Genomic DNA, 19,558 nt, shown 5'->3' with positions numbered 1-19,558 from the left:
GCTGGGCGATGACCGACGTCATGCTGCGCCGGCTCACCCGAGGCGGCCCCGCTGTCAGGCACGGACCACGACCACTACAACGAACCCACTGAACACATCTCAAACACGGTCTCAGGGACGAACTCAGAAACAACCTCTTGACGGTTCTTCCTCCAGTTCCTGTCCAGGTGCATTACGAGTCTCTGTACGACAGCCCTGAGCGCCCAGGCCTCAAGGGCGTGCCGGGCGATGAGAAAGCTACAGGCGAAGGCCGCGACAACCTTGTGGCCCGCCTGAACGTTCTGAGCAAGACCCGCCCCGCGGATGTGTGCTTTGCGCTCATCGGTTACTCGACGGGGGGCGTCGTCATTCAGCGGGCGCTCGGCGAAGGGGGAGTCTCCACCCCGGTGGGAAGCCGGATCGTTTCGATCGAGATGTTCGCGGACCCAACGAAGTGGCCAGGAGTAGGCATCAAGTACAAGGTGGGCAGCGAATACGCTGACCGCACCAGGTACGAATGCAACCCGGGCGACCCCCTGTGCGACTCGGACGCGGTCAAGTACCTTCCTGGCCCAGCCCTGACACAGTGGCTCGCCTGCCAAAGGCACGACTACATCAAGTGCGCCAATATCGAGGCCTACTACAAGGAACACCTGCCGTCGGCGTATGAGAAGAGCGCGAAAGTGAAGAGCGCAGCCGAATGGGCGGTGCGCAAGGCCGTTCCTGGTGCCGGCCTCTCGCTGGCCCTACCAAAACGGTGGGCGCAGACGGCGACACATTGGACGAGATCCACCGGGTGCTCTGCGAGGCCAGGGAGCCCGAGCAGGCCGTCCGCGAACTCGTCGCCCTCGCCAACGGCCTTGGCGGCCCTGACAACGTCAGCTGTGTGGTCGCCGACGTCGTGGAGCTCCCGCAGTAGGAGCGAGCGGCACGGCCATGCCCCTTGGCTTTGGAGGCCAGAACCGCCGGGACATCTTGAGTACGTACTCCCTGCGCTCATGAGTATGTGCCCAGGCGACCGGGCGGCGCGCGCGGGCCAGGATGGCGGTCATGACCGCACCCGACCTGCATTCCACCGCCGCCCCCTCAGCGGCGGCGGCTGACCCGTTCGCGCCGTCCACAGCCACAGTGCGCATCTTCGCCGGTATCGGCCTCCTGCTGCTTGCTTTCGCCTACGGGGTGTTCCTCGTCGTAGTGCTTGGCCAGGCCTACAGCGGAGACGGGGCGAGCGGGCCCCTGGTGGAGGAGGCCCAGTGGTCGATGGGCCTGTCCGCGGTCGCGGGACTCCTGGCGCTGTGCCTGCCCGCCACCATCGTGAGCCACCCAGCGCGGCGTACGGCCGTCAGGCTGCAGTATGCGCTGGCGTTCGCCGGCCCCGCGCTGGCCGCCATCGACTTCGCCTGACGGGCGGGTCTTTGGACTTCGCGCAGGCAAGCCGTCACGCGAGAGCTGAACGTGGCGGCGCACCGCGTGAGCGCCCCTGGATCTGGGCGTCGTCTCCCCTGGGAGGGGAGCAGCAGGTGGCCCCTCCCGCCCGGCGGGAGCAGCCGCCCCGCCGCAGAGATGATGCCTTGCCGGGCCCGGGCCGGGCCTTGAAGTCTCCTTGGCGCACGCCTGTGGCACACCCTTGCCGTCGTGCTGATCGGAGAGGACTCATGGGCCTGCCCCGCCCCCGCTCCTGTCTTTGGCCAGTCTGCTGCCCGGCTGCCCGGCCCGTACTGGGTGCTGGTGGCGGGGTTCACGCTGTGTCGCAGCGGCGCCGTCGTGGTGCCGTTCCTGTCCCTCTTCCTGGTCACGCACCTGCACCACAGCCCGGCTGAAGCCGCCCACGTCAGCGCCGCGTTCGGGGTGGGCTGGCTGGCTGATAGGCCCCCTGGTCGCGGGCACGTTCACGGACCGCATCGGCCGCCGCACCACCTTGAGTGTCGCGCTGGCGAGCACGGCCGTCTCCTGCCTCGCTGAGCCAGGTCCGCAGCCGGTGGGCGCTGGGCGGATGCGCCTTCGCCGTCGGGTTCTTCTTCGACGCGCCCCGCCCCGCGATCGCCGCCCTCATCACCGACCTGGTGCCGCCCGCCCTGCGCGACCGCGCCTTCGGACGCCTGTACTGGGCGATGAACCTCGGCGCGGCGATCGCCGAGGCTGCTGGATCCCTCCTGGTGGATGGCCATTTCGCGTGCTGTTCCTCCTGGACGCCGCCGCCAACGTGGCCTTCGCCCTCGTCCTCGGCGCCGTGCGCGAGCCGCCCCGCCCGCCCGTGAACGCGGTGGCGGGGCACGGCCGGGGCGCCGTGGCCGCGCTGCTGCGGGACGGGCCCTTCATGGCGCTGTGCGCCATCACGCTGGCCTGGCTGCTGGTGTATCAGCAGATGCTGTTCGGCCTGCCCCTGGCCATGGACCGCGCAGGGCTCTCTCCCCGCGCGTACGGGGTGGTGTGCCTGGTGAACGCGGCCTGTGTCCTGGTGTACCAGCGGCTGCTGCAGCCGCTCATCGACCGCGTCCGCCCCAGCGTCGTGTGCACGGCGGGTGCCCTGTTCACCGGGGCGGGCATGGGCGCGAATCTGCTGAGCCGGGGCACCCTCGGATATGCCGCAGAGGCAGGGATATGGACGCTCGGGGAAGTGCTGTTCTTCGCCGCCGCCATGACCGCCGTGGCCGACCCCGCCCACGCCCGCGGCACCTACGCCGGGGTCTGGGGCTGCACCCTGGGCCTGTCCGCGCTGGCCGCGCCGCACCTGGCGGCCTGGGCGATGGACACCGGCGGCAACACGGCCCTGTGGTCGCTATGCGCGGCTCTCGGCGCCGCGGCCGCCGCCGCGTGCGTGGCGCTGCGCCCGGCGATCGGGGCCCGGCGTGAGGTCGCCGGGCACAAGGAGCGTGCCAGCGAGACCGTTCCCGCTGCCTCCTGAGCGGCGTGAGGGCTCGCCAAGACCCTGACTGCGAGGGATTGCGGCGTCAGGCGCCATGGGTACGGATATCCACGGCGCGATCGAGTTCCGCCATCCCGGCGCCGGCACGGACTTCTACGAGGGTGCGCCCTGGCTCTGCGCCATGGATCTGTGGCCCCTGTACGACCAGAGCGACTACGCAGCATTCGGCTGCCTCTTCGGGGTGCGCAACTACGCCGGTTACCGGCCGCTGGCCGCGGAACGCGGCCTGCCCGACGACCTGTCGAGCGAACAACGCGAACAGCTGGAGCCCTGGGTGACAGAGGGCCACGCCCTCCAGTACGACCTCGCCGCATCTTCATCTGGGCCCGTAGGTGAGGAACGTACTACCGCAGGTCCGTACTTGGTTGGCGACGCCAGTCCCATCCCGGGTGATGGTCCAGCAGCGCAACGAACTCATGCGCCGACAGGATTTCGTAGTGATTGGTGTCGATAAGACCGTCGAAATCATCGAGAATGCGCCGGAGGAAGACTCGGGCCGCGTCCATTCATCATACGTCGCAGCATCCGGCACAAGATCAAAGGAACGGATCAGCCCCTCAAGCAACATCGCCCTGGTGGAGGACTACGGCACACTCACGGCGAACGGCGAGCCTTCGCGTGAGCGTGCCATCGCCCTGCTGCACCCGGCTCTGATCGCGTTCGCGCGTCAGGTCTTCCTCACCGAGTGGGCCGAAGCGGAGCCCTGGGGCATGAAGGCCCCCGGAGAGGTGCCGGCGGCGCTCTGACCGCCGTGCGCTGCCGGATCATCGACATGCGAATCCAGAACCGGACCCACGAGCAGATCGCGCGTACCTCGGCACGTCGGAGCGGAGCATCCGCCGCCATATCAGCACGGCCTGCAAGCTGTTCGGCGTCGAAGGTGAACTCGCCCTGGTCCAAGCGTACGAACGATACAACGCGGCGGTCCGGGCAGGCGCCGCCAAGCCCCTGGGACCCGCCACCGGGTCAGCCCCCGAGCGCCCCTGAAACGGCCCCCGGACCGGACGCGTGCGCCGGCAGTGGCCCGTCCGGCCGACCGCGGCTCGGGCACGTAGTCCCCCTTGGTTGTTTTGGTTGTTCGAGACCTTCGATGGACGCGCGCTGAGTGAGCATTTTCAGCGTCCATCTCCTTCAGCAGCACGGGTGTCTCGTGCGCTGCGCCCTCGCCGCCGTCACTCCATCGGTGGCCACGCTGAAAACGCTCATGGCGGAGAGCTGGAGGGTACGTTCAGCAAGTCCCGTACGCCGGTGGGGATGTGGTGGGGGTCGGTGAGGCCGATCACGTTGTCCTGGCTGATGACAGCCTGTTCGGTGGGAACGCCGGGGATCTGGAAGACAGCAACCGTCTGCTCGTGCTCGGTGCCGCCATCCGCACATCCCTTCAAAGTGCCCATTCCGAGCGCGGGTCCCTGGTGGCGAACGTTGTCCTTCACGCTGATTCCCGGGGGCCAGGGGTGCTCATAGGTGCGTGAGTCATAGGAAAGCACCCAGGCACAGCCGCTGGACGACGTGCCCGAGGAGTAGCCGGTGATCAGGGCCGTCAGGTCGGCCACCATCGCGGCGAGCGCCACCTTGTGGCGGGGACCAGGGCATGATCGGTTGCTCCTCTACGTCTGGGCGGTATGAAGGGTGTTCCGGCGGATACCTTTTCCGCCGGAGCGGTGGTGTCGTTTCCTCTTTGACGGATCAGCCCGTTGTCTGGTTCGCCGAGGCGGTGCGCCGGTAACGCTGACCGGTCGGGAGTTCCGTGACCGCCGCGGCACGCGGATTCGGCGGCATCGCCACACGTGAGGATCGCAGGTCCTCGGCAGACTTGCCCCACGACCCGCCCTGGACCTGATTCTCGCTCTCCTTGGTCAGGAACTTGTCGAGCTACGCCTGAACGCGCCGGTCAGGAAGAGTGGTCCCCGGCAGGCGGGGTGAACCGTACTTCTCGAACAACGAGTCGATGCAGGGCTTGCTGGTCGCTTGGAGCTGGCGCGCACCACCGTCGTGCTCACCCCACGCGGTGCCGGTGAGACTGCTGAACACGGCATTTCTCCACGAACGCTGCCGGGACACTGCTGTTTTGAGACTACGTCACGAGGTCCCCCTCCTCCGGGCCTACCGTCGGCTGGCGCCCGGAGCGACAGGCGCTTGGGTCCGGTCAGAGGGCGAGACCGTCGGCGATGGCTTTTCCGGTGATGGGAGCCGTGAGGTAGCGGCTCATGGAGTGCATCTCGGCGCCGTTGTCTATTTCGTGGTCGTCGACCCCCGAGCCGAAGCGGGGGGCAAGTTCCTTGACGAGGGCGACGATGTCACCCGCGTCGGCGATGTTCGTCCAGCTTCGGATGCCGGGGGGCCAGGCGCCGCTGTCCTGGTGGGGTGCTGGGATCAGCCGGTCGAAGATCAGGCCGCGCAGCCCCAGGGGAGAGCCGAGGGTGATCAGCGTGGAGACCTGCCACTCGGGATGTGTCGCCCGCAGCGCTTCGTTGCACAGCACCTCGTACGCCACCACGCTGCCCAGTGAGTGCCCCACCAGAACGCGTGTGTCCGGCTCGATGGCTTGAGCCACCGCCTCCTGCGCGCGTTCTCGCAGGCCGGGCTCGGTGAAGTACCGGCGGACCTGCTTCAACCCGAAGATCAGCAGAGGTTCGGCGACGTGAGCGAAGTAGGGGGCGTGCGTAAGTGCGTTGAGCGCGCGACGCACCATCGGGCGCGTCAACGTACGGCTTGCCAGATATCCGACCGCACCGCGCGACTTCGCGTCGGGGCCCAGCACCTGCGGGTAGACCCGTGCGGCCTCGACCCACCAGTCCAGCAGCAGCTCCGACTCGTACTCGGGCTCGACATCGCCTTCTTCGTAGGCCGGGACCGTTGTGGCGCGTGTGCCGGGCCGTACGAACGCGTCGCCGTAGAAGGCGCAGGTGATGTCGGCGTCGGTCAGATCCGGTCCGCCCCGGCGGGCGGCGGCCGTCACGCCGTCGCGCAGGGCGGGTGCGATCGAGGCGTGGAGCGTGTGGGGCCCTTTGAACTGCTGGGCGATTCCGTGAACGACCGTGATCCGCGCCATGTGCACTCCTCGGACACCCAGCGGAGCATTGCCTTACGAAGAGTCAGCCCGACGACTATAGTCCCTGCGCCACACTCGCGTGGTGGTTCGTCAGTTCCAGTGCACAGCAAGGGAGTTGCGATGCGTGTAGCTGTGACGGGAGGGCTGGGTCGTATCGGCCGGGCGGTGGTGGCGGAGCTCGGCGGGCACGGGTACGAGACCGTCCGGATCGACGTCTCGCCGATGCGCGGGCAGAGTGGCGGATACCGGCGGGCGGATCTCCGTGAGCTGTGGCAGGCCGTGGACGCTCTGGACGGGGTGGACGCGGTGGTGCACCTCGCTGCGACGGGGGTGCCCGACTCGCATACGCTGCACCCGGAGCTGGCGGAGGGGGCGACGTACACGGCGAATACGGCGTCGACCTACAACGTGTTTCAGGCGGCGGCGGTCCACAACATCAGGCGCGTTGTGTGGGCCTCCAGCGAGACCGTGCTCGGACCGCCCTTCCAGGTCGCCGGCCCCTCCTGTCTGCCGTTGGACGAGAGGCATCCCCTGTGTCCGGAGACCTCCTACGCCCTGTCGAAGGCGGCGGGTGAGGCAGCCGCGCGCCACTTCGCGCACCGCTACGCGATGACCTTGGTAGCCCTTCGCTTCTCGGTGGTCACGGACCAGGCGGAGTACGCGGCGTTGCCCGAGTACTGGGCCGAGCCCGAACGCGGCCGGTGGAACCTGTGGAGCTATGTGGACCTCGCTGATGTGGCGGTGAGTTGCCGACTCGCCCTGGCGGCACCGGTCGACGGCGCGTTGGCCCTCACCGTCGCGGCTCCTGACACCCTGTCCAACAGGACCACCGCGGAATTGCTCGACACCTTCTGCCGTGGAGTCAGGGTGACCCGCTCGTTGGGAGCCTTCGAGTCGCTTCAGTGTTCCGCGAAGGCGCGCGCGTTGCTCGGCGGGTGCCCGGCACGCTCCTGGCGGGACAGCGGCGTGTGAGCGTTCATGGCGAGGCTGTGCTGTCACCGGAGCCACGGGGGTTGTGGCCGTGCGGAAGGTCGGTGAAGAGCTCCTTGAAAGTCGGCGAGAGCTGCATGAAGTCGTAGGCGGGCTCATAGCCGAGCAGCTCTCGTGCCGCGGTGATGTCCAGGCGTTTGAACCAGTTGTCACTGACCCCATGGAAAATGCCGAAGCGAATTCCCTGGACGCGGATGGCGCGTTCGAGGAGATGGAACAGATCCTGGTCCGCCACAAAGGTTCCTATCATCCAGTCGGAATCGGGCGCTCGCGCTGCGTCGGGTCCCTGGAAGGCGCCGATGCGCACCGCAATGACCGTGAGGCCGCCGCATTCGGCCATGTAGCGTCCCAGCGCCTCGCCGAAACACTTGGAGACTCCGTAGAGGTTTCCCGGATTCACCGGTGCGCCGGCTGTGATCTGTCGGCCGGGGGCGTAGCCGGACACGGCGTGCACGGATGAGGCGAAGACCACGCGCGGGCAGCGGGCGGACCTGCTGGCGGCGAACACGTGGTAGGTGCCCACGATGTTGGAGGCGAGCAGGCTGTCCCATTCCGCGGCGGTGTTCGCCTCCGCCGCGAGGTGCAGGACGCAGTCCGCGCCGCGGCACAGTTCCGTGAGTCGGGGCAGGTCGGCCAGGTCGCAGTGTTCGGTCCGCCCGTATGCTCCGAGTCCGGAGAGGTCGACACCGGGGCGGTCCAGCAGGACGAGCTCGAAACGGTCCGCGGCGAAGGGCGCGAACGCGCTGCCGATGCGCCCGGCCGCACCGGTGACGATCACTTTGAGGCGGCCTTCGGTGAAGGGCAAGGGTTTTTGAATTGTGACCGCATCGCTCATTCCCACCCCAGCTGTCCGTGCCGACCGTGGTTCCAGTGTCTGCGCGTGGATGACGGAATGCTATCGATTCGAATGAATTGGGGGTATCGTACGGGCTTACGGCGGGGGTTCCGAGGGGGCGGAAGCGGTTGAATGATCTCGCATGAGCCAGTGGGCGCCATCGGCGGGGAACCCCGCAGATTCGTGATCGTTGCGGGAACCGGCAGCTACGCGCAACCGGGCATCGACGATCTTCCCGGGGTCGAAGACGATGTAGAACTCATGGTCGGCCTGTTCGACACCCTCGGTTACGAACGGGTTCTGCGGGATCGCAGCAGGAATCCGACAGCGAGGGAACTGGTTTCCGGTCTGGAGGAGTGGCTGGGGTCGGCGGAGCGCCGGCCGGACGACATCGTCGTGTTCTATTACGCCGGCCACGGGGTGCGCGCCAGCGGTGGACGTCACTACCTGCTGTGTACGGACAGCGCTGAGAACCGTCTGGTGTCGACCGCCATCAGAACGGACGACCTTGCCCTGATGTTCGCTGATGACACGGTGCGCGCCCGCGTACTGATCCTGCTGGACACCTGTTACGCGGGGGCGGGGACGACGGACATCGCCATGGTGGCCAACCAGTTGGCGGCCGGGCGCACGACGGCGGCGGGTAACCTCTGGCTGCTGGCGGGTGCGCGCGCCCGCGATGAAGCGGGCGAGGGTGCGCTGACCGGAGCGTTGACCGACGCACTCGCCGCGCCGAGGGCCGGTGCCCACCAGCGGTACGTCGACCTGTCGGAGATCACCGAGCGGATCAACGAGCACTTCCGGGAGCACCATCCGTACCAGCACGCGAGTTGCACCTCCGTGGACACGGCCGGAGTGCCGCCGTTCTTTCCCAACCGGAACTTCGTGCCGGGGCTGTCCGGCGGGGAGTTGGATGTCGAGACGCTCACCCGGATGCGGCGGGAGCGATCGGCGCACTTCGATCCCCGCGCCCGCGGTGTGGAGTATGTCGGCGAGGTGGGCTCGTACTTCACGGGGCGGGTCGCCGCCCTGACGGCTCTGTCGCGCTGGCTGTCCAGTCCTTCCCATGACCGCCGTGCCCGAGTCGTCACCGGCGGCCCGGGGTCGGGCAAGTCGGCCCTGCTCGGACGGCTGCTGCATCTCGCGGACGCGGCGGTGGCCGACGAGCGGACACCGTCTGAGAGCGTGCCGCCGGCCGGTTGCGTCACCACCCATCTGCACCTTCGCCGCTGCACCCTCGACGACGTCGTCACCGAGCTGAGCCGGGCAGCGGGCTGTGTGGCCACCACTCCGGAGGATTTGTTGGGGTCCCTGGGGGACCGGTCCACACGGTTCACCGTGCTCCTCGACGCCCTGGACGAGGCGGGCATCGTCGGCGACCAGTCCGAAGCGACACTGATCGCGCGGGTGCTGCTGCGGCCGATGTCGACGATGGCCCAAGTCCGGCTGATCATCGGCACCCGGCGGGGCCCGATCGAGGCTCTGGGGACCGCCGTCGAGCTCATCGACCTGGACCGGCCCGCGTACGCGGGCAGCGAGGACGTGGCCGAGTACGTGAGCGCCCTGCTGCTGGCCCAGGACGATCCCGACAGTCTGTCTCCCTACCGCGGCAATGCGGCGCTCGCCGCCGCGGTGGCCCAAGGGGTCGCGGCGCGGGCGGGGCAGTCCTTCCTCGTCGCCAATATGACGGCACGCTCGCTGATCAACCGCCAGGTCTTGGTGGATCCGACGCAGGCCGACTGGCACCGTCGGCTGCCGAACGAGGTGACGGACGTCTTCGCCGCGTATCTGTCGCGCTTCGGAGCCAACGAGTGGCGGGTGCGTAGGCTGCTCACCCCCCTCGCCTACGCCGAGGGGCAGGGCCTTCCCTGGGACAATCTGTGGGCGGCGCTGGCATCGGTGCTGGCCGGCGTGCGGTGTTCCGACGAGGACATCAACTGGCTGCTGGGAAACGCCGGGGCCTACATCGTCGAGGTGCGGGTCGGCGATCGGTCGGTGTTCCGGCTCTATCACGAGACGCTTGCGGAGTTCCTGCAGGACTCCCGTCGTGACAAGGAGGTCCATCGCCGGATCGCCACCACCTTGCTCGAGCAGGTTCCCACGCCGCGCGGGCGCCGTGCGTGGGGCGATGCCCACCCCTATATACGGAGCCATCTGGCCAGTCACGCGGCGATAGCCGGGACCCTGGACGAACTGCTCGCCGACCCGGAGTTCCTGGTGTACGCCGATCCGGGGGTGCTGGCACCCGCACTGCGCTGGGCCGGCGGGGAACAGGCGCGGATGGTGCGCTCGATCTACCGGTCCTCGCTCACTCTGCACCGCCAGTCCGATCCCGTGATCCGTCGCCAGATTCTGGCGTTCGACGCCGCGAGCCATCAAGCCCTGTCGCTAGCGAAGGAGTTGAGTGCTCATTTGACCTGGCAGGTGCGGTGGGCCACCGGCTCGCAGGTCAATCCCGCGCTCCAGATGTCCTTCGTCGACCCTTCCCATGAAGTCAAGAGCGCGGACTGCTTCGAGCTGGACCAGCAGCCCTATGCCGTCACGGCGGACACGGACGGCATGCTGCGGTTGTGGGACCTGAACAATGGCAACCTGCACGGCGTGCTCCGTGGGCACATGGCCGAGGTGAATTCCGTGAGGTCGCTGCGGTTTGGGGGCGAGCCGCTCGCGATCAGCGCGAGCAGCGACGGCACGGCCCGGGTGTGGACGTTGCGGGACGAGAGGGAACGGGCGGTGTTTCGGGGGCATGTGGGCCGGGTGGGGGTGGCGGCGGGCCTGGTGGTCTCCGGTCGGCTGACGGTGGTCAGCGGCGGCGACGACCGCACCATCCGTCTGTGGGACTTCACCACCGGGCAGGAGGAGCAGCGCCTGATCGGCCATACGGGCGCGGTCCGGGCGCTTGTGTGCGCGGAGGCCGACGGTGAGCCGTTCGTCGCCAGCGGGGGGAGCGACGGGAGTGTACGGCTGTGGGTTCCGTCGGAGACCGGGCGCGGGGAATCCGAAGGCGCAGCGCGCCGCTGGGGGGAGCGGGCAGTCCTGACGGGGCATTCCGGCGAGGTGAACGCGGTGGCCTTTGCTGTACTGGACGGGCTGCCCGTCCTGATCAGCGGCGGGGACGACCGTACCGTCCGTATCTGGGACATGCGGCGCGGGGAGCAGAAGTGCCTGTTCTCCGGTGAGATGGGCTGGGTACGGGCGGTGGCGTGCATGACGCTCGACGGCCGCAGTGTGGCGGTGTGCGGCACCGACAGCGGTCAGGCCCACATCTGGGACCTGCACCAGGAATCAGAAGTGAACGTGTTGGTCGGGCACACCCACTGGGTGCGCGCGGTGGCGGGTGTGCGGATCGAGGGGCGCACGGTCGTGGTCACCGGAGCCAGCGACGGCACGATGTGCGTATGGGACCCCGGTGGGGAGAGCAAGGCGAAGGAAGGCGTGGGGCACGCGGGCGGGGTGAACGCGGTCAGCGCGATCGCCCTCCAGGGCCGTGCTGTGGCCGTCAGCGGCGGTGACGACCGTACCGTGCGCGCCTGGGACATCGAGTCCGGCAGGCAGTGCGCGGTCATCGAGGGCCATACCGGGTTCGTCCGGGCGGTGTCCTGTGCTCAGCTCGACGAGATGCCCGTCGTCGTCAGTGGGGCCAGCGACGGAACCGTGCGGGTGTGGGACCTGATGCGTCAGCGTCAACTCGCGGTGCTGACCGGGCACACCGACTGGGTCAGCTCCGTTGCCTGCACGCGGATCAGGGGAAGGCCGGTGGTCGTAAGCGCCAGTGACGACTGCACCTTGCGGGTCTGGGATCTGCGCGGCAACAGCGAGCGCGGCATCCTGTCGGGCCACACCGGGGGCATCAACACGGTGGCGTGCACGACGCTGGACGGCCGGCCGGTCGCCCTGACTGGGTCGTTCGACGGCTCCATCCGGCTGTGGGACCTGGAGACGGGCCGGACCTCGGCGGTGTTCACCGGTCACACGGGCTGGGTCAGGGCTCTGGACTGCGCCACGCTCAACGGACGCCCGGTCGTGGTCAGCGTCGACGACGACGGCGGTGTCTTCGTCTGGGACCTGAAAGACCGCAAGAGAGGGGTGCGCCTCAGCGACGCGGGGGCCGGTGTCAACGCCCTTACGTGTATGCGGCTGCGCAACCGGACGGTCGTGGTGACGGCCGGGGATGACCGGATCGTACGGGTTTGGGACCTGTACACCCGTGAGCGCCAGGAGGGCTTCGTGCTTCCCGCGCCGGGCTGGTCCTTGGCAGCGACACCCGACAACCGGCTGGTCGTGGGCACGGGACGGGAGGTCTGCGTGTTCGACCCCTACGGCGAAGCGCCCCCCGGCTGAGGTACGCGGGCGAGCTGCTCCAGCTCCCGCACCTGCTGTGACAACCAGAGCGCCGGATCACCGCCGGCCACCGCGGCCCGCAGTCCCGAGGCGCGTCGCCGGCGCTCTTCGGCGCGGAGCGCGAGGGCATTCTCCAGCGCCCTCGCGGTTCTCACGACGTCTCGGGGGTCCTCCACAAGCTCAGCCAGGTGAGCGAGCCGGTCGCTGCTGCCCGCGGCGCGGGAGAGCACCAGCGCTCCGTGGCGTGTGTTGAGCTGTGGTCCTTCCTGGGACACGAGGTTCATGCCGTCGCGCAGCGGGTTCACCAGCAGCACGTCGTAGGACTTCAGTGCCGCCAGGCATCGGGAGACGTCGTGCCCCAGGTATACGCGCAGGCATCCGGGAAAGCGGTGGTTCAGGCGCTGAGCCATGTGGTGGATGCGGTCGGCGTGGAGGCGGTACTCCGGGATGCGTTCCCTGGACGGAGTCAGACAGGCGGTCATGACCAACCGTTCGCGTAACGCGGCGGAGCGTTCCAGGACGATCTCGTAGGCCTCAAGGCCGCGCAGGATGTTCTTTGAGGGGTCGATCCGGTCGACCCTCACGATGTGCCGGGCCGCCGGATCCAGTGCGAACTCGCGTTCCCAGGATCTGACCTGGGCGTGCTGCGCGTTCGTGGCGAGCAGGGCCGAGTCCGCCGGCACGGGGTAACAGGCGACGGCCGTGGTGTGGGGCACGCCGGGGGGCGCGGCGGACCCCGAGCGGGGTGGGCTCTGGACGGTGCCGCCCATGTGCGTCCCTGGGTCGGCCCGGTGGACCCGGTACCCCCAGGCCTCGCAGCAGTCGAGGAAGTGGGCGACCCAGCGCGGGGACTGGAAACCGATCTGGTGGGCGGCGAGCATGCCCTCCAGCACCGCACCGGCCACGGACCGCGGTAGCCGGGCCAGCTCGTCGGGCGTGCTGAACGGTGTGTGCAGGAAGAGCCCGACGGGCTGACGGGGGCGCAGGGCGCGGATGAAGCGGGGAGCGGTGGCCAGTTGATAGTCCTGGATCAGCACGGGCGTGTCCGGTCGGGTTCGCCGGACGATCTGCTCCGCGACGCTGCGGTTCACCTGCTGGTAGGAGCGGGTGAACGTGTCCGGCTCCGGCGGTGGGGCGCCGCAGTCGGCGACGTCCGGCCACAGGCCGTGCAGCGCCAGCCACAGCATGCGCACCCCCACGTCGTCGTAGTACTCGCGGTACTGGCGCCGGCCGATGGGGACAGGGGCGTAGCTGTAGCCCAGCTGCTGGGCGAGCTTCGTCTGCTGCTCAGGGCCCAGATCGCTGCCCTGTGGCTGCGTGTCGTCGGGTGCCACCCACAGAGTGCGCCACGGAAGTCGGCGGGCGGCACCGTCGAGGAGGGAGGTGACACTGCCGGGGCGGCGCTCCATCTCCAGCCGCCCTTGAACGCTGGTGAGGGTGACGGGGCCGCGATCGGAGGCGATCGCGAGGCCCGGTGCGCTCACGGAGGCCCCAGGGCCAGGTCGACTGTCTCCGCGGCGATCGTCCGAGGCGCGGTCAACGGATGGCCGCGCAGAGCGTTGGCGATGGCGTGCACCAGCCCCAGGTGAACGGTCTCGACCACTCCGTAGTCCCAACTGGGTACGTGCAACACCACATCGACCCGCGGCAGGGCCCGCCCGCCGTCACCGCCCAGTAACCCGATGGTGGAGGCGCCGAGCTCGCGTGCCGTGTCCAGGCCCGCCAGAAGGTTCGGTGAGTTGCCGCTGACACTGACGGCGATCACGACGTCCTGTGGATCGAGCAACGTGTCCAGTTGGGCGGCGAAGCCCTGGTCGCTGCCGTCGTCGTTGACCCAGGCGGTGAACAGGGCGGTGTTGTCGGCCAGGGCGACGGCGCGTAATCGCTCGTGGCGGGTGCGGCCGATTCCCTTGGCCAGGTCGCAGGCCATGTGGCTGGCGGTCGAGGCGCTGCCGCCGTTGCCCATGAGGTAGACCCGGGCGCGGCGGCGCCGGGCTGTGGCCAGGAGGGCGACGGCCTGATTCACCGCGTGGGGGTCGATCGCGTCGAAGCCGTTGGAGGCCTCGCGCAGGAAGAGTTCGTAGGTGTGTGTCACCGATCGCGCATGGGGACGGGATGGTGCTTGATTGTTTCGTGCGTGACCGCTTCGGAGAACTGTCGGGTCATCCGACACGTTCGGCAGCCCCTGTTCGGAAACGACGGTCACGGGTTGCGCATGGGTGTCGGAGGACCCAGGACATAGGCGGTGAACTCCTAGCACGCGACGACATTGACGTGCGAACTGGCCTTGCCTGCCGAGGATGGTAGCCCAGAGGCCCCTCATCCGCAGGCGTGTTGACCGCTTTAGTGCAGCGCGGGGGTTCCCAGCTCCGCGGACTGACGTGCGAGCGCGAACGCTCCGCGCACGGCCACCTGGCGGTCCGTCACGGCGTAGAGCGGGATCTCCCGCATGAGTTCGGCGTGCTCTGCGCCCGTAGCGATGAAACGCTCCAGGAAGGCCGTGTCCGAGATGAGCAGGTCGCAGACCCCGGGCGCCTGCAGTACGCCGCTCGTCATCCAGACGGAACCGCCCTCGCTCATGCAGGTGAGCACGATGGTGCGGAGGAACTGCCCCAGGATGGAGCCGAACAGCCGCATGATCTCGAGGCAGCAGGCGTCCCCGCCGACGGCGGCCGCGGTGATCACCGGGCCGATGCCTCGGTGCTCGCGCCGGAAGCGGTCGACGTGCTCTTGGATGTAGGGGCCTGGTTTCTTCCTCGTCACCATGAAGTCGTACATGTGGTCGATTCCCCGTAGTCCGCCGATGGAGAGTTCGACGGAGATCGGAATGCCCGGCCTGAGTCGTTGCAACGAGCGCAGGTAGTCCTCCTCCAGAACGGTCACCGGCTGCCAGGCGACATGGCCCGACTCGGCGGGGCGCGCCCGCCCGGTCCTGTCCACCGAGGCGCTCCCGACTCCCGTACCGACCGACACGGCCAGCAGGGCGGGACCGGGATGGGGCGTGACCTGCGGTGTCAGCGCCACCCAGTCGGACTCGTCGAGGTCGGCGACGCCGGCGGTGGTGGCGACCATGTCGTTGATGGTGACGATCGACATGTCCAGGTCCGTGGCGAAGGCCTGGCGCCGGAAGGTCGGCCACTGCGGGTGGTTGGTGATTCTGACGTCGCCGTCGCGCCCCGGCCGCCCGGCCACTCCCGCGACCAGGGATCGCGGCCGACAGCCCGCCATGTCGAAGCATCCGTAGAAGAGGTGTTCCAGGGAGTCGTAATCGGCGGACCGCGCCTGGACGTGCCTGATCTCTCCGGTGACCGGATCCAGGAAGCGCATATGGGTCTTGGTGCCACCGGCGTCGATCCCGGCGAGCTCGGTACGCGGAAGGCTGGTGATCCGCTCTCGGGAGATGTGCGGCATTGCATTCCCTCAGATGTGGGTGGCCGGAGGTCTCCGGCCACAAGGTCGGCCAGTTGGCGAGAAAGCTACTCGGTGCGACAGCCGTCCGATGCCGGAATGCCGGTGATGGCGGTGCGTGGCAGCGGCGTGTTGGGGATCGTCCCGACGCCTGCGCCGGGAATGCAGGATCGGGCCGCGGTCGGGGGCACCCGGTCCAAGACCAGGGTAGGGTCCTGTCGTCTCGCGCAGAATCCCTCTAATTGGCGAACTTCCGTACGTGTAGCGGCTGTACCCACCACCATGTTCGGCATGGCCGGGTCGGCGACCGACGACATTCCGGGGAGTGGCGAGCTGTGCGTTTCGCATTCGAGACCCCGCAGGAGCACACCACGTGGTCGCAGCTGCTGGCCCTGTGGCAACGGGCAGACGACCTCGACGTCTTTGAATCGGGCTGGCTATACGATCACCTGGTGCCGGTGCTCGGTGACCCCTCGGGACCATGTCTGGAGGGTTGGACGGCGTTGGCCGCCCTGGCCCAGGCCACCACCCGGCTGCGGCTCGGCATTTTGGTGACGGGCGCCCATTTCCGGCATGCCGCGGTCCTGGCCAAAACGGCCACGACCGTGGACATCGTCTCCGGCGGACGACTGGAACTCGGCCTGGGCGCGGGATGGAACCACCAGGAGGCGGACGCCTATGGCATCCGGCTCGGCGAACCCCGGGAGCGCAGTCGGCGACTGGAGGAGACGTGTGCGGTCCTGACCGGGCTGCTCTCCCAGCGGACGTTCTCCTTCACCGGCGAGCACTATCGGCTGAAAGAGGCTCCTCACGAACCCAAGGGGCCGCAGCGGCCGCACCCACCGATCTGCATCGGCGGGGGAGGGGAGCGCGAAACCCTGCGTACGGTTGCCCGCTACGCGCAGCACTGGAACTTCGGTGAAGACGACCCGGTCGAGTTCGCCCGCAAACGCGACGTGCTCTTCGCGCACTGCCGTGCGCTCGGCCGGGACCCCGCCGGCATCACCCTGTCCGCCCACGTACGGCTGGGCCCCGGCTACCGGCCCGGGATCCACGGGTCGCCCGAGGGCCTGAGGAGACGGTTGCGGGCGCTGGGGGACGAGGGCCTGGACCTCGCCATCATTCAACTGCTGCCGCCGTACACGCCGCAGATGCTGGACGCGATTGCCGAGGCGCTGCCCTGAATGAGTCACTTGTCGGCCGATGACAGTGGCGTCTGCCTGGGCTTGCCGAACCGTCCACACACCCTGCCACGGTCACAATCAGGGCTTTGGGTGCTGAGTGATCAGACGGAAGCGCGTTCGATTAATGGTAGAACGGGAGAGTCATGGGCAGGAGTCCAAGCGCAGACCACTCAATGCATCAGCGTCTGGGGTGGGCAATGGGTGAGTTCTTCGAGCCAGCCCTGAAGAAGCTCGGTCTAACAGTGGAGCAGATCGAACGCCAGTCCTTAGAACAGCTTCAGATCTCACTCGAAACTGTAAACGATGCACTCCTTCACCCAGATTCCTTTGGGTTGATGAAGGTCAAGGCGCAAGCGGAGGCTGGGCTCGTGCTGACGCCGGCCAAGAGCGAAGCTCTCTTCGAGATCGGAATTGCACCCCTCCTCCTTGAGCGTAAGAGGCTCATTCTTGGCCGCATCAAAGATCTTCAGCCGGCTGCACAGCTTGAGCGGTTTCGTGCAGAGGTAGAGGAGAAGGTGGCGGACCCTGTAATCCGCGGCCAGCTGCTCAAAGCGTTGGAGGAGCACGCCAGGACGCAGGAAGAGCTGGCATCTCGGCTTGAGGAGGAGTCAGTAGAGGCGACTGATGCCCTAATCAACGAGACCGCGAGTGTCACGCACGCTGTTGCTGTGGCGAAGCTCGAAGCCAGAACCGACTCACTTGAGAAGTTGGCTGCCAAGCTGGATGCCGACAAAGCGGGCAGGTTCGACGTCGTGACCATTACCCTCCTCATGCTCACTGCAGTAGGAGGCCTGACAGGAGCAGTGATCGCCATCATCCGGTGGGTAACCGGTTGAAGCCGTGCTCCTGCCATGCGAATCAGAAGCCTCAGATGGTGGGGCGGACCGGGACGACATCGTCGGGGAGAGGCCCGGGTGCGGTCGGTGTGGGTGGCGTGTTCTGACTCTGGGTGAGAACGGCACTGGCGAGGGTCAGTTTGGTGACCAACTGACGGAGCTTTTGGAGCTCGTCCTCCTTGTTGGCAAGGGTCTTTCTGAGCTTGGCGTTGGCCTTCCGGAGCCGCCTCTCAGGTTCCGGAATCTGCTGGGCCTCGCTGCGGACACGCTCGTAGAACGCGTGCTTCAGGTCGACGTGCCGCTTGTAGAGGGCCATGCGGTCGACGCCGCCTTCCTTGGCGAGTGCGCCGGCGGTGAGGCTGCCGTTGGAGAGGGTGGCCTCACCGGCCAACAGGCGGTCCATGGCTTCCCTGGCACCCATCGAACCGCCCTCCCTGAAGATCGTGAACGATCGGACGATAGCGGCGGGGACTGACAACGCCGCGGCCTGCGGTGCGCTGAGGACAATAAGGCCCGGCTACGGGCGCAGGTGGTCGGTCGTGTTCGTGTCGTGGCCGACTGGCACGCCCACGCCGCACCCGCTGATAGATTTGAACTCGTTCAAATCTATTGGTCGAGGCTCGCTGGGGGGGCTGCTCATGGCGGTGGGTGTGCTCGTGGGCGGGCGCTGCTGACGATGCTCGCGGTGGGGGTGACGGGGGCGGTCTTGGGCCTGCGCGGGCTCCTGCTCGGCCGGTTGCCGGGCCGGTGGCTGCAGCGTCACGTTCACCGTCCCCGGGCGTGGGGAGCGGGTGCCCTGCTCATGGTGGCTAGTTGGGGCTCCCCGTCCCTGTGTGTGGTCGGCCTGGGGCTGGTGGCCGTGGGGCATGTTGCGGCGCCGGTGTCATGACCTTGCAGGAGAGGGCTCCGGGTGGGGCGCGCTCACGCCAACCCCCAGTCGGCCGCCCCGTACGACCACGCCGCTGCGTCCGTCCTGGCGAACCCGCGTCCCGCACCCGCCTCGGCTCGGCTCGGCGGGGGTGGGTTGTCAGACCCGTCCGCCAGAATGGGGAGTACACGTTCGAGCCACTGTGGTGGCCGCCGGTAATGATCCCCCGGGGGTACAGATGCGGAACTTCAAAGTGGTGTGGCGCGACAGCCAGGAAAGGGTGCGCTCGTCCGCCGTGTCGTACTCGGCCAATGCGGCCGAGGACCGCAAGCAGCAGCTGGCGGCCGACAAGGCCGTGGCGCGCGTCGTCGAGGTGGTGCCGGGCGCAGACGTCCCCGCAGGCCTCGTCGAGGAGATGCGGGCGGGACTGCCGTCGGCAGCCTGACCCTGTGGGCAGACGTAGTTGCCCGGGGCGGTGGTGCGCGAGGACTCCTCGATCCGTGGCCGCTACACCCCGGGGTGCTGCCTGCCGTTGGCGGCCGGTGCGATGTAGACCGAGACGCGTGTGGGCCGTCCGCCGGTGTACTGGGCTTCGGCGAGGTTGGTGACCATCTCGCGGAGGATGTCCAGTGCGATCTCGAAGTCTCCCTGGGCGCCCGCGACGGGGTGGGCGTCGGGCCAGACGATGACCACACGGGGAGCGTTGAGCGCGTGGAGCCCGCCCCAGAGTGAATCCGCGAGGGCTTCCCACACCATGCGCACTGTCCCGAGCGGCGGGTCCAGGGGAAATGCCGCCCCTACCGCCCGGAAGAAGGCCTCCTGGTCGGTACGGGCGGCGGTGGAGAGCGTGAAGGCGGGCACACCCTGGCGGGCGGCTTCGTCGAGTATCCGGGGAATGTCCGCGCCGGAAACCTCGTGCAAGCCTGGGTCGATCACCATGATCACAGCGGTACCGGTGCGTCATCCCGGTCTGGATCGCGCCCACTGCTCAGCGTACGAGCCGGCTACGCACCCCGACCTCCGACGGGAGCTCGTTCGACGCGGCTAGGGCCTGTGTGATGTCGTGATCAGTTCCTGGGTTCTACCCTCTTCGTGGGGTGGAACCCGGTAGGACTGTGGCCGTGACGCGCAGGCAACTC

General features: G+C 68.3%; 18 protein-coding genes and 1 pseudogene. 11 read left to right on the top strand and 8 right to left on the bottom strand.

Going from position 1 to position 19,558, the window contains the following annotated elements; translation table 11 throughout:
• Positions 1-167: 167 nt before the first annotated feature.
• From ACFWA7_RS35605 to ACFWA7_RS35580, 6 genes and pseudogenes are all read left to right on the top strand, one after another.
• A pseudogene (locus tag ACFWA7_RS35605) lies at positions 168-515 on the top strand (cutinase family protein); the annotation flags it as partial.
• A gap of 242 nt (positions 516-757) precedes the next feature.
• Complete coding sequence (locus tag ACFWA7_RS35600) at positions 758-898, top strand: hypothetical protein (RefSeq protein ID WP_385827224.1); 141 nt, start codon at positions 758-760, stop codon at positions 896-898.
• Positions 899-1,029: 131 nt separating this feature from the next.
• Entirely contained in the window at positions 1,030-1,383 is a 354-nt protein-coding gene (locus tag ACFWA7_RS35595) for a hypothetical protein (protein ID WP_385827222.1), read from the top strand.
• A gap of 518 nt (positions 1,384-1,901) precedes the next feature.
• A complete protein-coding gene (locus ACFWA7_RS35590; RefSeq protein ID WP_385827220.1) occupies positions 1,902-2,237 on the top strand; it encodes a hypothetical protein in 336 nt (111 codons plus the stop codon).
• A complete protein-coding gene (locus ACFWA7_RS35585; RefSeq protein WP_385827218.1) occupies positions 2,153-2,884 on the top strand; it encodes an MFS transporter in 732 nt (243 codons plus the stop codon). The genes ACFWA7_RS35590 and ACFWA7_RS35585 overlap by 85 nt, the downstream gene beginning before the upstream one ends.
• Positions 2,885-3,297: 413 nt before the next feature.
• Positions 3,298-3,651, top strand: a complete 354-nt coding sequence (locus ACFWA7_RS35580; protein WP_385827216.1) for a hypothetical protein — start codon at positions 3,298-3,300, stop codon at positions 3,649-3,651.
• Between the two features lie 456 nt (positions 3,652-4,107).
• Here the strand turns inward: ACFWA7_RS35580 and ACFWA7_RS35575 are convergent, their stop codons facing one another.
• A complete protein-coding gene (locus ACFWA7_RS35575; RefSeq protein ID WP_385546508.1) occupies positions 4,108-4,461 on the bottom strand; it encodes a hypothetical protein in 354 nt (117 codons plus the stop codon).
• Between the two features lie 590 nt (positions 4,462-5,051).
• Entirely contained in the window at positions 5,052-5,957 is a 906-nt protein-coding gene (locus tag ACFWA7_RS35570; RefSeq protein WP_385827214.1) for an antibiotic ABC transporter ATP-binding protein, read from the bottom strand.
• 120 nt (positions 5,958-6,077) lie between these two features.
• On the opposite strand from ACFWA7_RS35570, the gene ACFWA7_RS35565 reads away from it, so the two are divergent.
• The gene (locus ACFWA7_RS35565) at positions 6,078-6,929 is read left to right on the top strand and encodes an NAD-dependent epimerase/dehydratase family protein (protein WP_385827212.1); all 852 of its coding nucleotides are present in this window, start codon (positions 6,078-6,080) and stop codon (positions 6,927-6,929) included.
• A 4-nt stretch (positions 6,930-6,933) separates the two neighbouring features.
• On the opposite strand, the gene ACFWA7_RS35560 is transcribed toward ACFWA7_RS35565, so the two are convergent.
• A complete protein-coding gene (locus ACFWA7_RS35560) occupies positions 6,934-7,782 on the bottom strand; it encodes an NAD-dependent epimerase/dehydratase family protein (protein WP_385827210.1) in 849 nt (282 codons plus the stop codon).
• A gap of 183 nt (positions 7,783-7,965) precedes the next feature.
• Here ACFWA7_RS35560 and ACFWA7_RS35555 point away from each other — a divergent pair, with 183 nt between their 5' ends.
• Complete coding sequence (locus tag ACFWA7_RS35555; protein ID WP_385827208.1) at positions 7,966-12,123, top strand: caspase family protein; 4,158 nt, start codon at positions 7,966-7,968, stop codon at positions 12,121-12,123.
• On the opposite strand, the gene ACFWA7_RS35550 is transcribed toward ACFWA7_RS35555, so the two are convergent.
• The 3 genes from ACFWA7_RS35550 to ACFWA7_RS35540 all read right to left on the bottom strand — a co-directional run bounded on the left by ACFWA7_RS35550 (position 12,099) and on the right by ACFWA7_RS35540 (position 15,534).
• Positions 12,099-13,607 (bottom strand): trehalose-6-phosphate synthase, encoded by a 1,509-nt coding sequence (locus ACFWA7_RS35550; RefSeq protein ID WP_385546490.1) that lies wholly within the window; start codon positions 13,605-13,607, stop codon positions 12,099-12,101. The genes ACFWA7_RS35555 and ACFWA7_RS35550 overlap by 25 nt on opposite strands.
• Complete coding sequence (locus ACFWA7_RS35545) at positions 13,604-14,218, bottom strand: SIS domain-containing protein (RefSeq protein WP_385546487.1); 615 nt, start codon at positions 14,216-14,218, stop codon at positions 13,604-13,606. Before ACFWA7_RS35545 ends, ACFWA7_RS35550 begins: the two co-directional genes overlap by 4 nt.
• A gap of 248 nt (positions 14,219-14,466) precedes the next feature.
• Complete coding sequence (locus ACFWA7_RS35540) at positions 14,467-15,534, bottom strand: glucokinase (protein WP_385827206.1); 1,068 nt, start codon at positions 15,532-15,534, stop codon at positions 14,467-14,469.
• A 332-nt stretch (positions 15,535-15,866) separates the two neighbouring features.
• Here ACFWA7_RS35540 and ACFWA7_RS35535 point away from each other — a divergent pair, with 332 nt between their 5' ends.
• The gene (locus ACFWA7_RS35535) at positions 15,867-16,715 is read left to right on the top strand and encodes a TIGR03560 family F420-dependent LLM class oxidoreductase (RefSeq protein ID WP_385546162.1); all 849 of its coding nucleotides are present in this window, start codon (positions 15,867-15,869) and stop codon (positions 16,713-16,715) included.
• Positions 16,716-16,912: 197 nt separating this feature from the next.
• The gene (locus ACFWA7_RS35530) at positions 16,913-17,551 is read left to right on the top strand and encodes a hypothetical protein (protein WP_385827204.1); all 639 of its coding nucleotides are present in this window, start codon (positions 16,913-16,915) and stop codon (positions 17,549-17,551) included.
• A 31-nt stretch (positions 17,552-17,582) separates the two neighbouring features.
• Here the strand turns inward: ACFWA7_RS35530 and ACFWA7_RS35525 are convergent, their stop codons facing one another.
• Positions 17,583-17,972 (bottom strand): hypothetical protein, encoded by a 390-nt coding sequence (locus ACFWA7_RS35525; RefSeq protein WP_385827202.1) that lies wholly within the window; start codon positions 17,970-17,972, stop codon positions 17,583-17,585.
• Positions 17,973-18,657: 685 nt separating this feature from the next.
• Here ACFWA7_RS35525 and ACFWA7_RS35520 point away from each other — a divergent pair.
• Complete coding sequence (locus ACFWA7_RS35520; RefSeq protein WP_385546153.1) at positions 18,658-18,864, top strand: hypothetical protein; 207 nt, start codon at positions 18,658-18,660, stop codon at positions 18,862-18,864.
• A 62-nt stretch (positions 18,865-18,926) separates the two neighbouring features.
• Here ACFWA7_RS35520 and ACFWA7_RS35515 read toward each other — a convergent pair whose 3' ends face one another.
• On the bottom strand, positions 18,927-19,358 hold the full coding sequence (locus ACFWA7_RS35515; protein WP_385827200.1) for a barstar family protein: 432 nt from the start codon (positions 19,356-19,358) through the stop codon (positions 18,927-18,929).
• Positions 19,359-19,558: the final 200 nt, after the last annotated feature.

The organism is Streptomyces sp. NPDC059994, from assembly GCF_042737755.1.
Taxonomy (GTDB): domain Bacteria; phylum Actinomycetota; class Actinomycetes; order Streptomycetales; family Streptomycetaceae; genus Streptomyces.
The sequence above is the reverse complement of the archived record's forward strand: the minus strand, read 5'-3'. Positions and strand labels throughout refer to the sequence as shown.

Bases quoted from the DNA above. Each gene is read 5' to 3' on its own strand.
- ACFWA7_RS35595 (WP_385827222.1), top strand. From the start codon at position 1,030: ATGACCGCACCCGACCTGCATTCCACCGCCGCCCCCTCAGCGGCGGCG.
- ACFWA7_RS35580 (WP_385827216.1), top strand. From the start codon at position 3,298: ATGGTCCAGCAGCGCAACGAACTCATGCGCCGACAGGATTTCGTAGTG.
- ACFWA7_RS35575 (WP_385546508.1), bottom strand. From the start codon at position 4,461: ATGGTGGCCGACCTGACGGCCCTGATCACCGGCTACTCCTCGGGCACG.
- ACFWA7_RS35570 (WP_385827214.1), bottom strand. From the start codon at position 5,957: ATGGCGCGGATCACGGTCGTTCACGGAATCGCCCAGCAGTTCAAAGGG.
- ACFWA7_RS35565 (WP_385827212.1), top strand. From the start codon at position 6,078: ATGCGTGTAGCTGTGACGGGAGGGCTGGGTCGTATCGGCCGGGCGGTG.
- ACFWA7_RS35560 (WP_385827210.1), bottom strand. From the start codon at position 7,782: ATGAGCGATGCGGTCACAATTCAAAAACCCTTGCCCTTCACCGAAGGC.
- ACFWA7_RS35540 (WP_385827206.1), bottom strand. From the start codon at position 15,534: ATGCCGCACATCTCCCGAGAGCGGATCACCAGCCTTCCGCGTACCGAG.
- ACFWA7_RS35530 (WP_385827204.1), top strand. From the start codon at position 16,913: ATGGGTGAGTTCTTCGAGCCAGCCCTGAAGAAGCTCGGTCTAACAGTG.
- ACFWA7_RS35525 (WP_385827202.1), bottom strand. From the start codon at position 17,972: ATGGGTGCCAGGGAAGCCATGGACCGCCTGTTGGCCGGTGAGGCCACC.
- ACFWA7_RS35520 (WP_385546153.1), top strand. From the start codon at position 18,658: ATGCGGAACTTCAAAGTGGTGTGGCGCGACAGCCAGGAAAGGGTGCGC.
- ACFWA7_RS35515 (WP_385827200.1), bottom strand. From the start codon at position 19,358: ATGGTGATCGACCCAGGCTTGCACGAGGTTTCCGGCGCGGACATTCCC.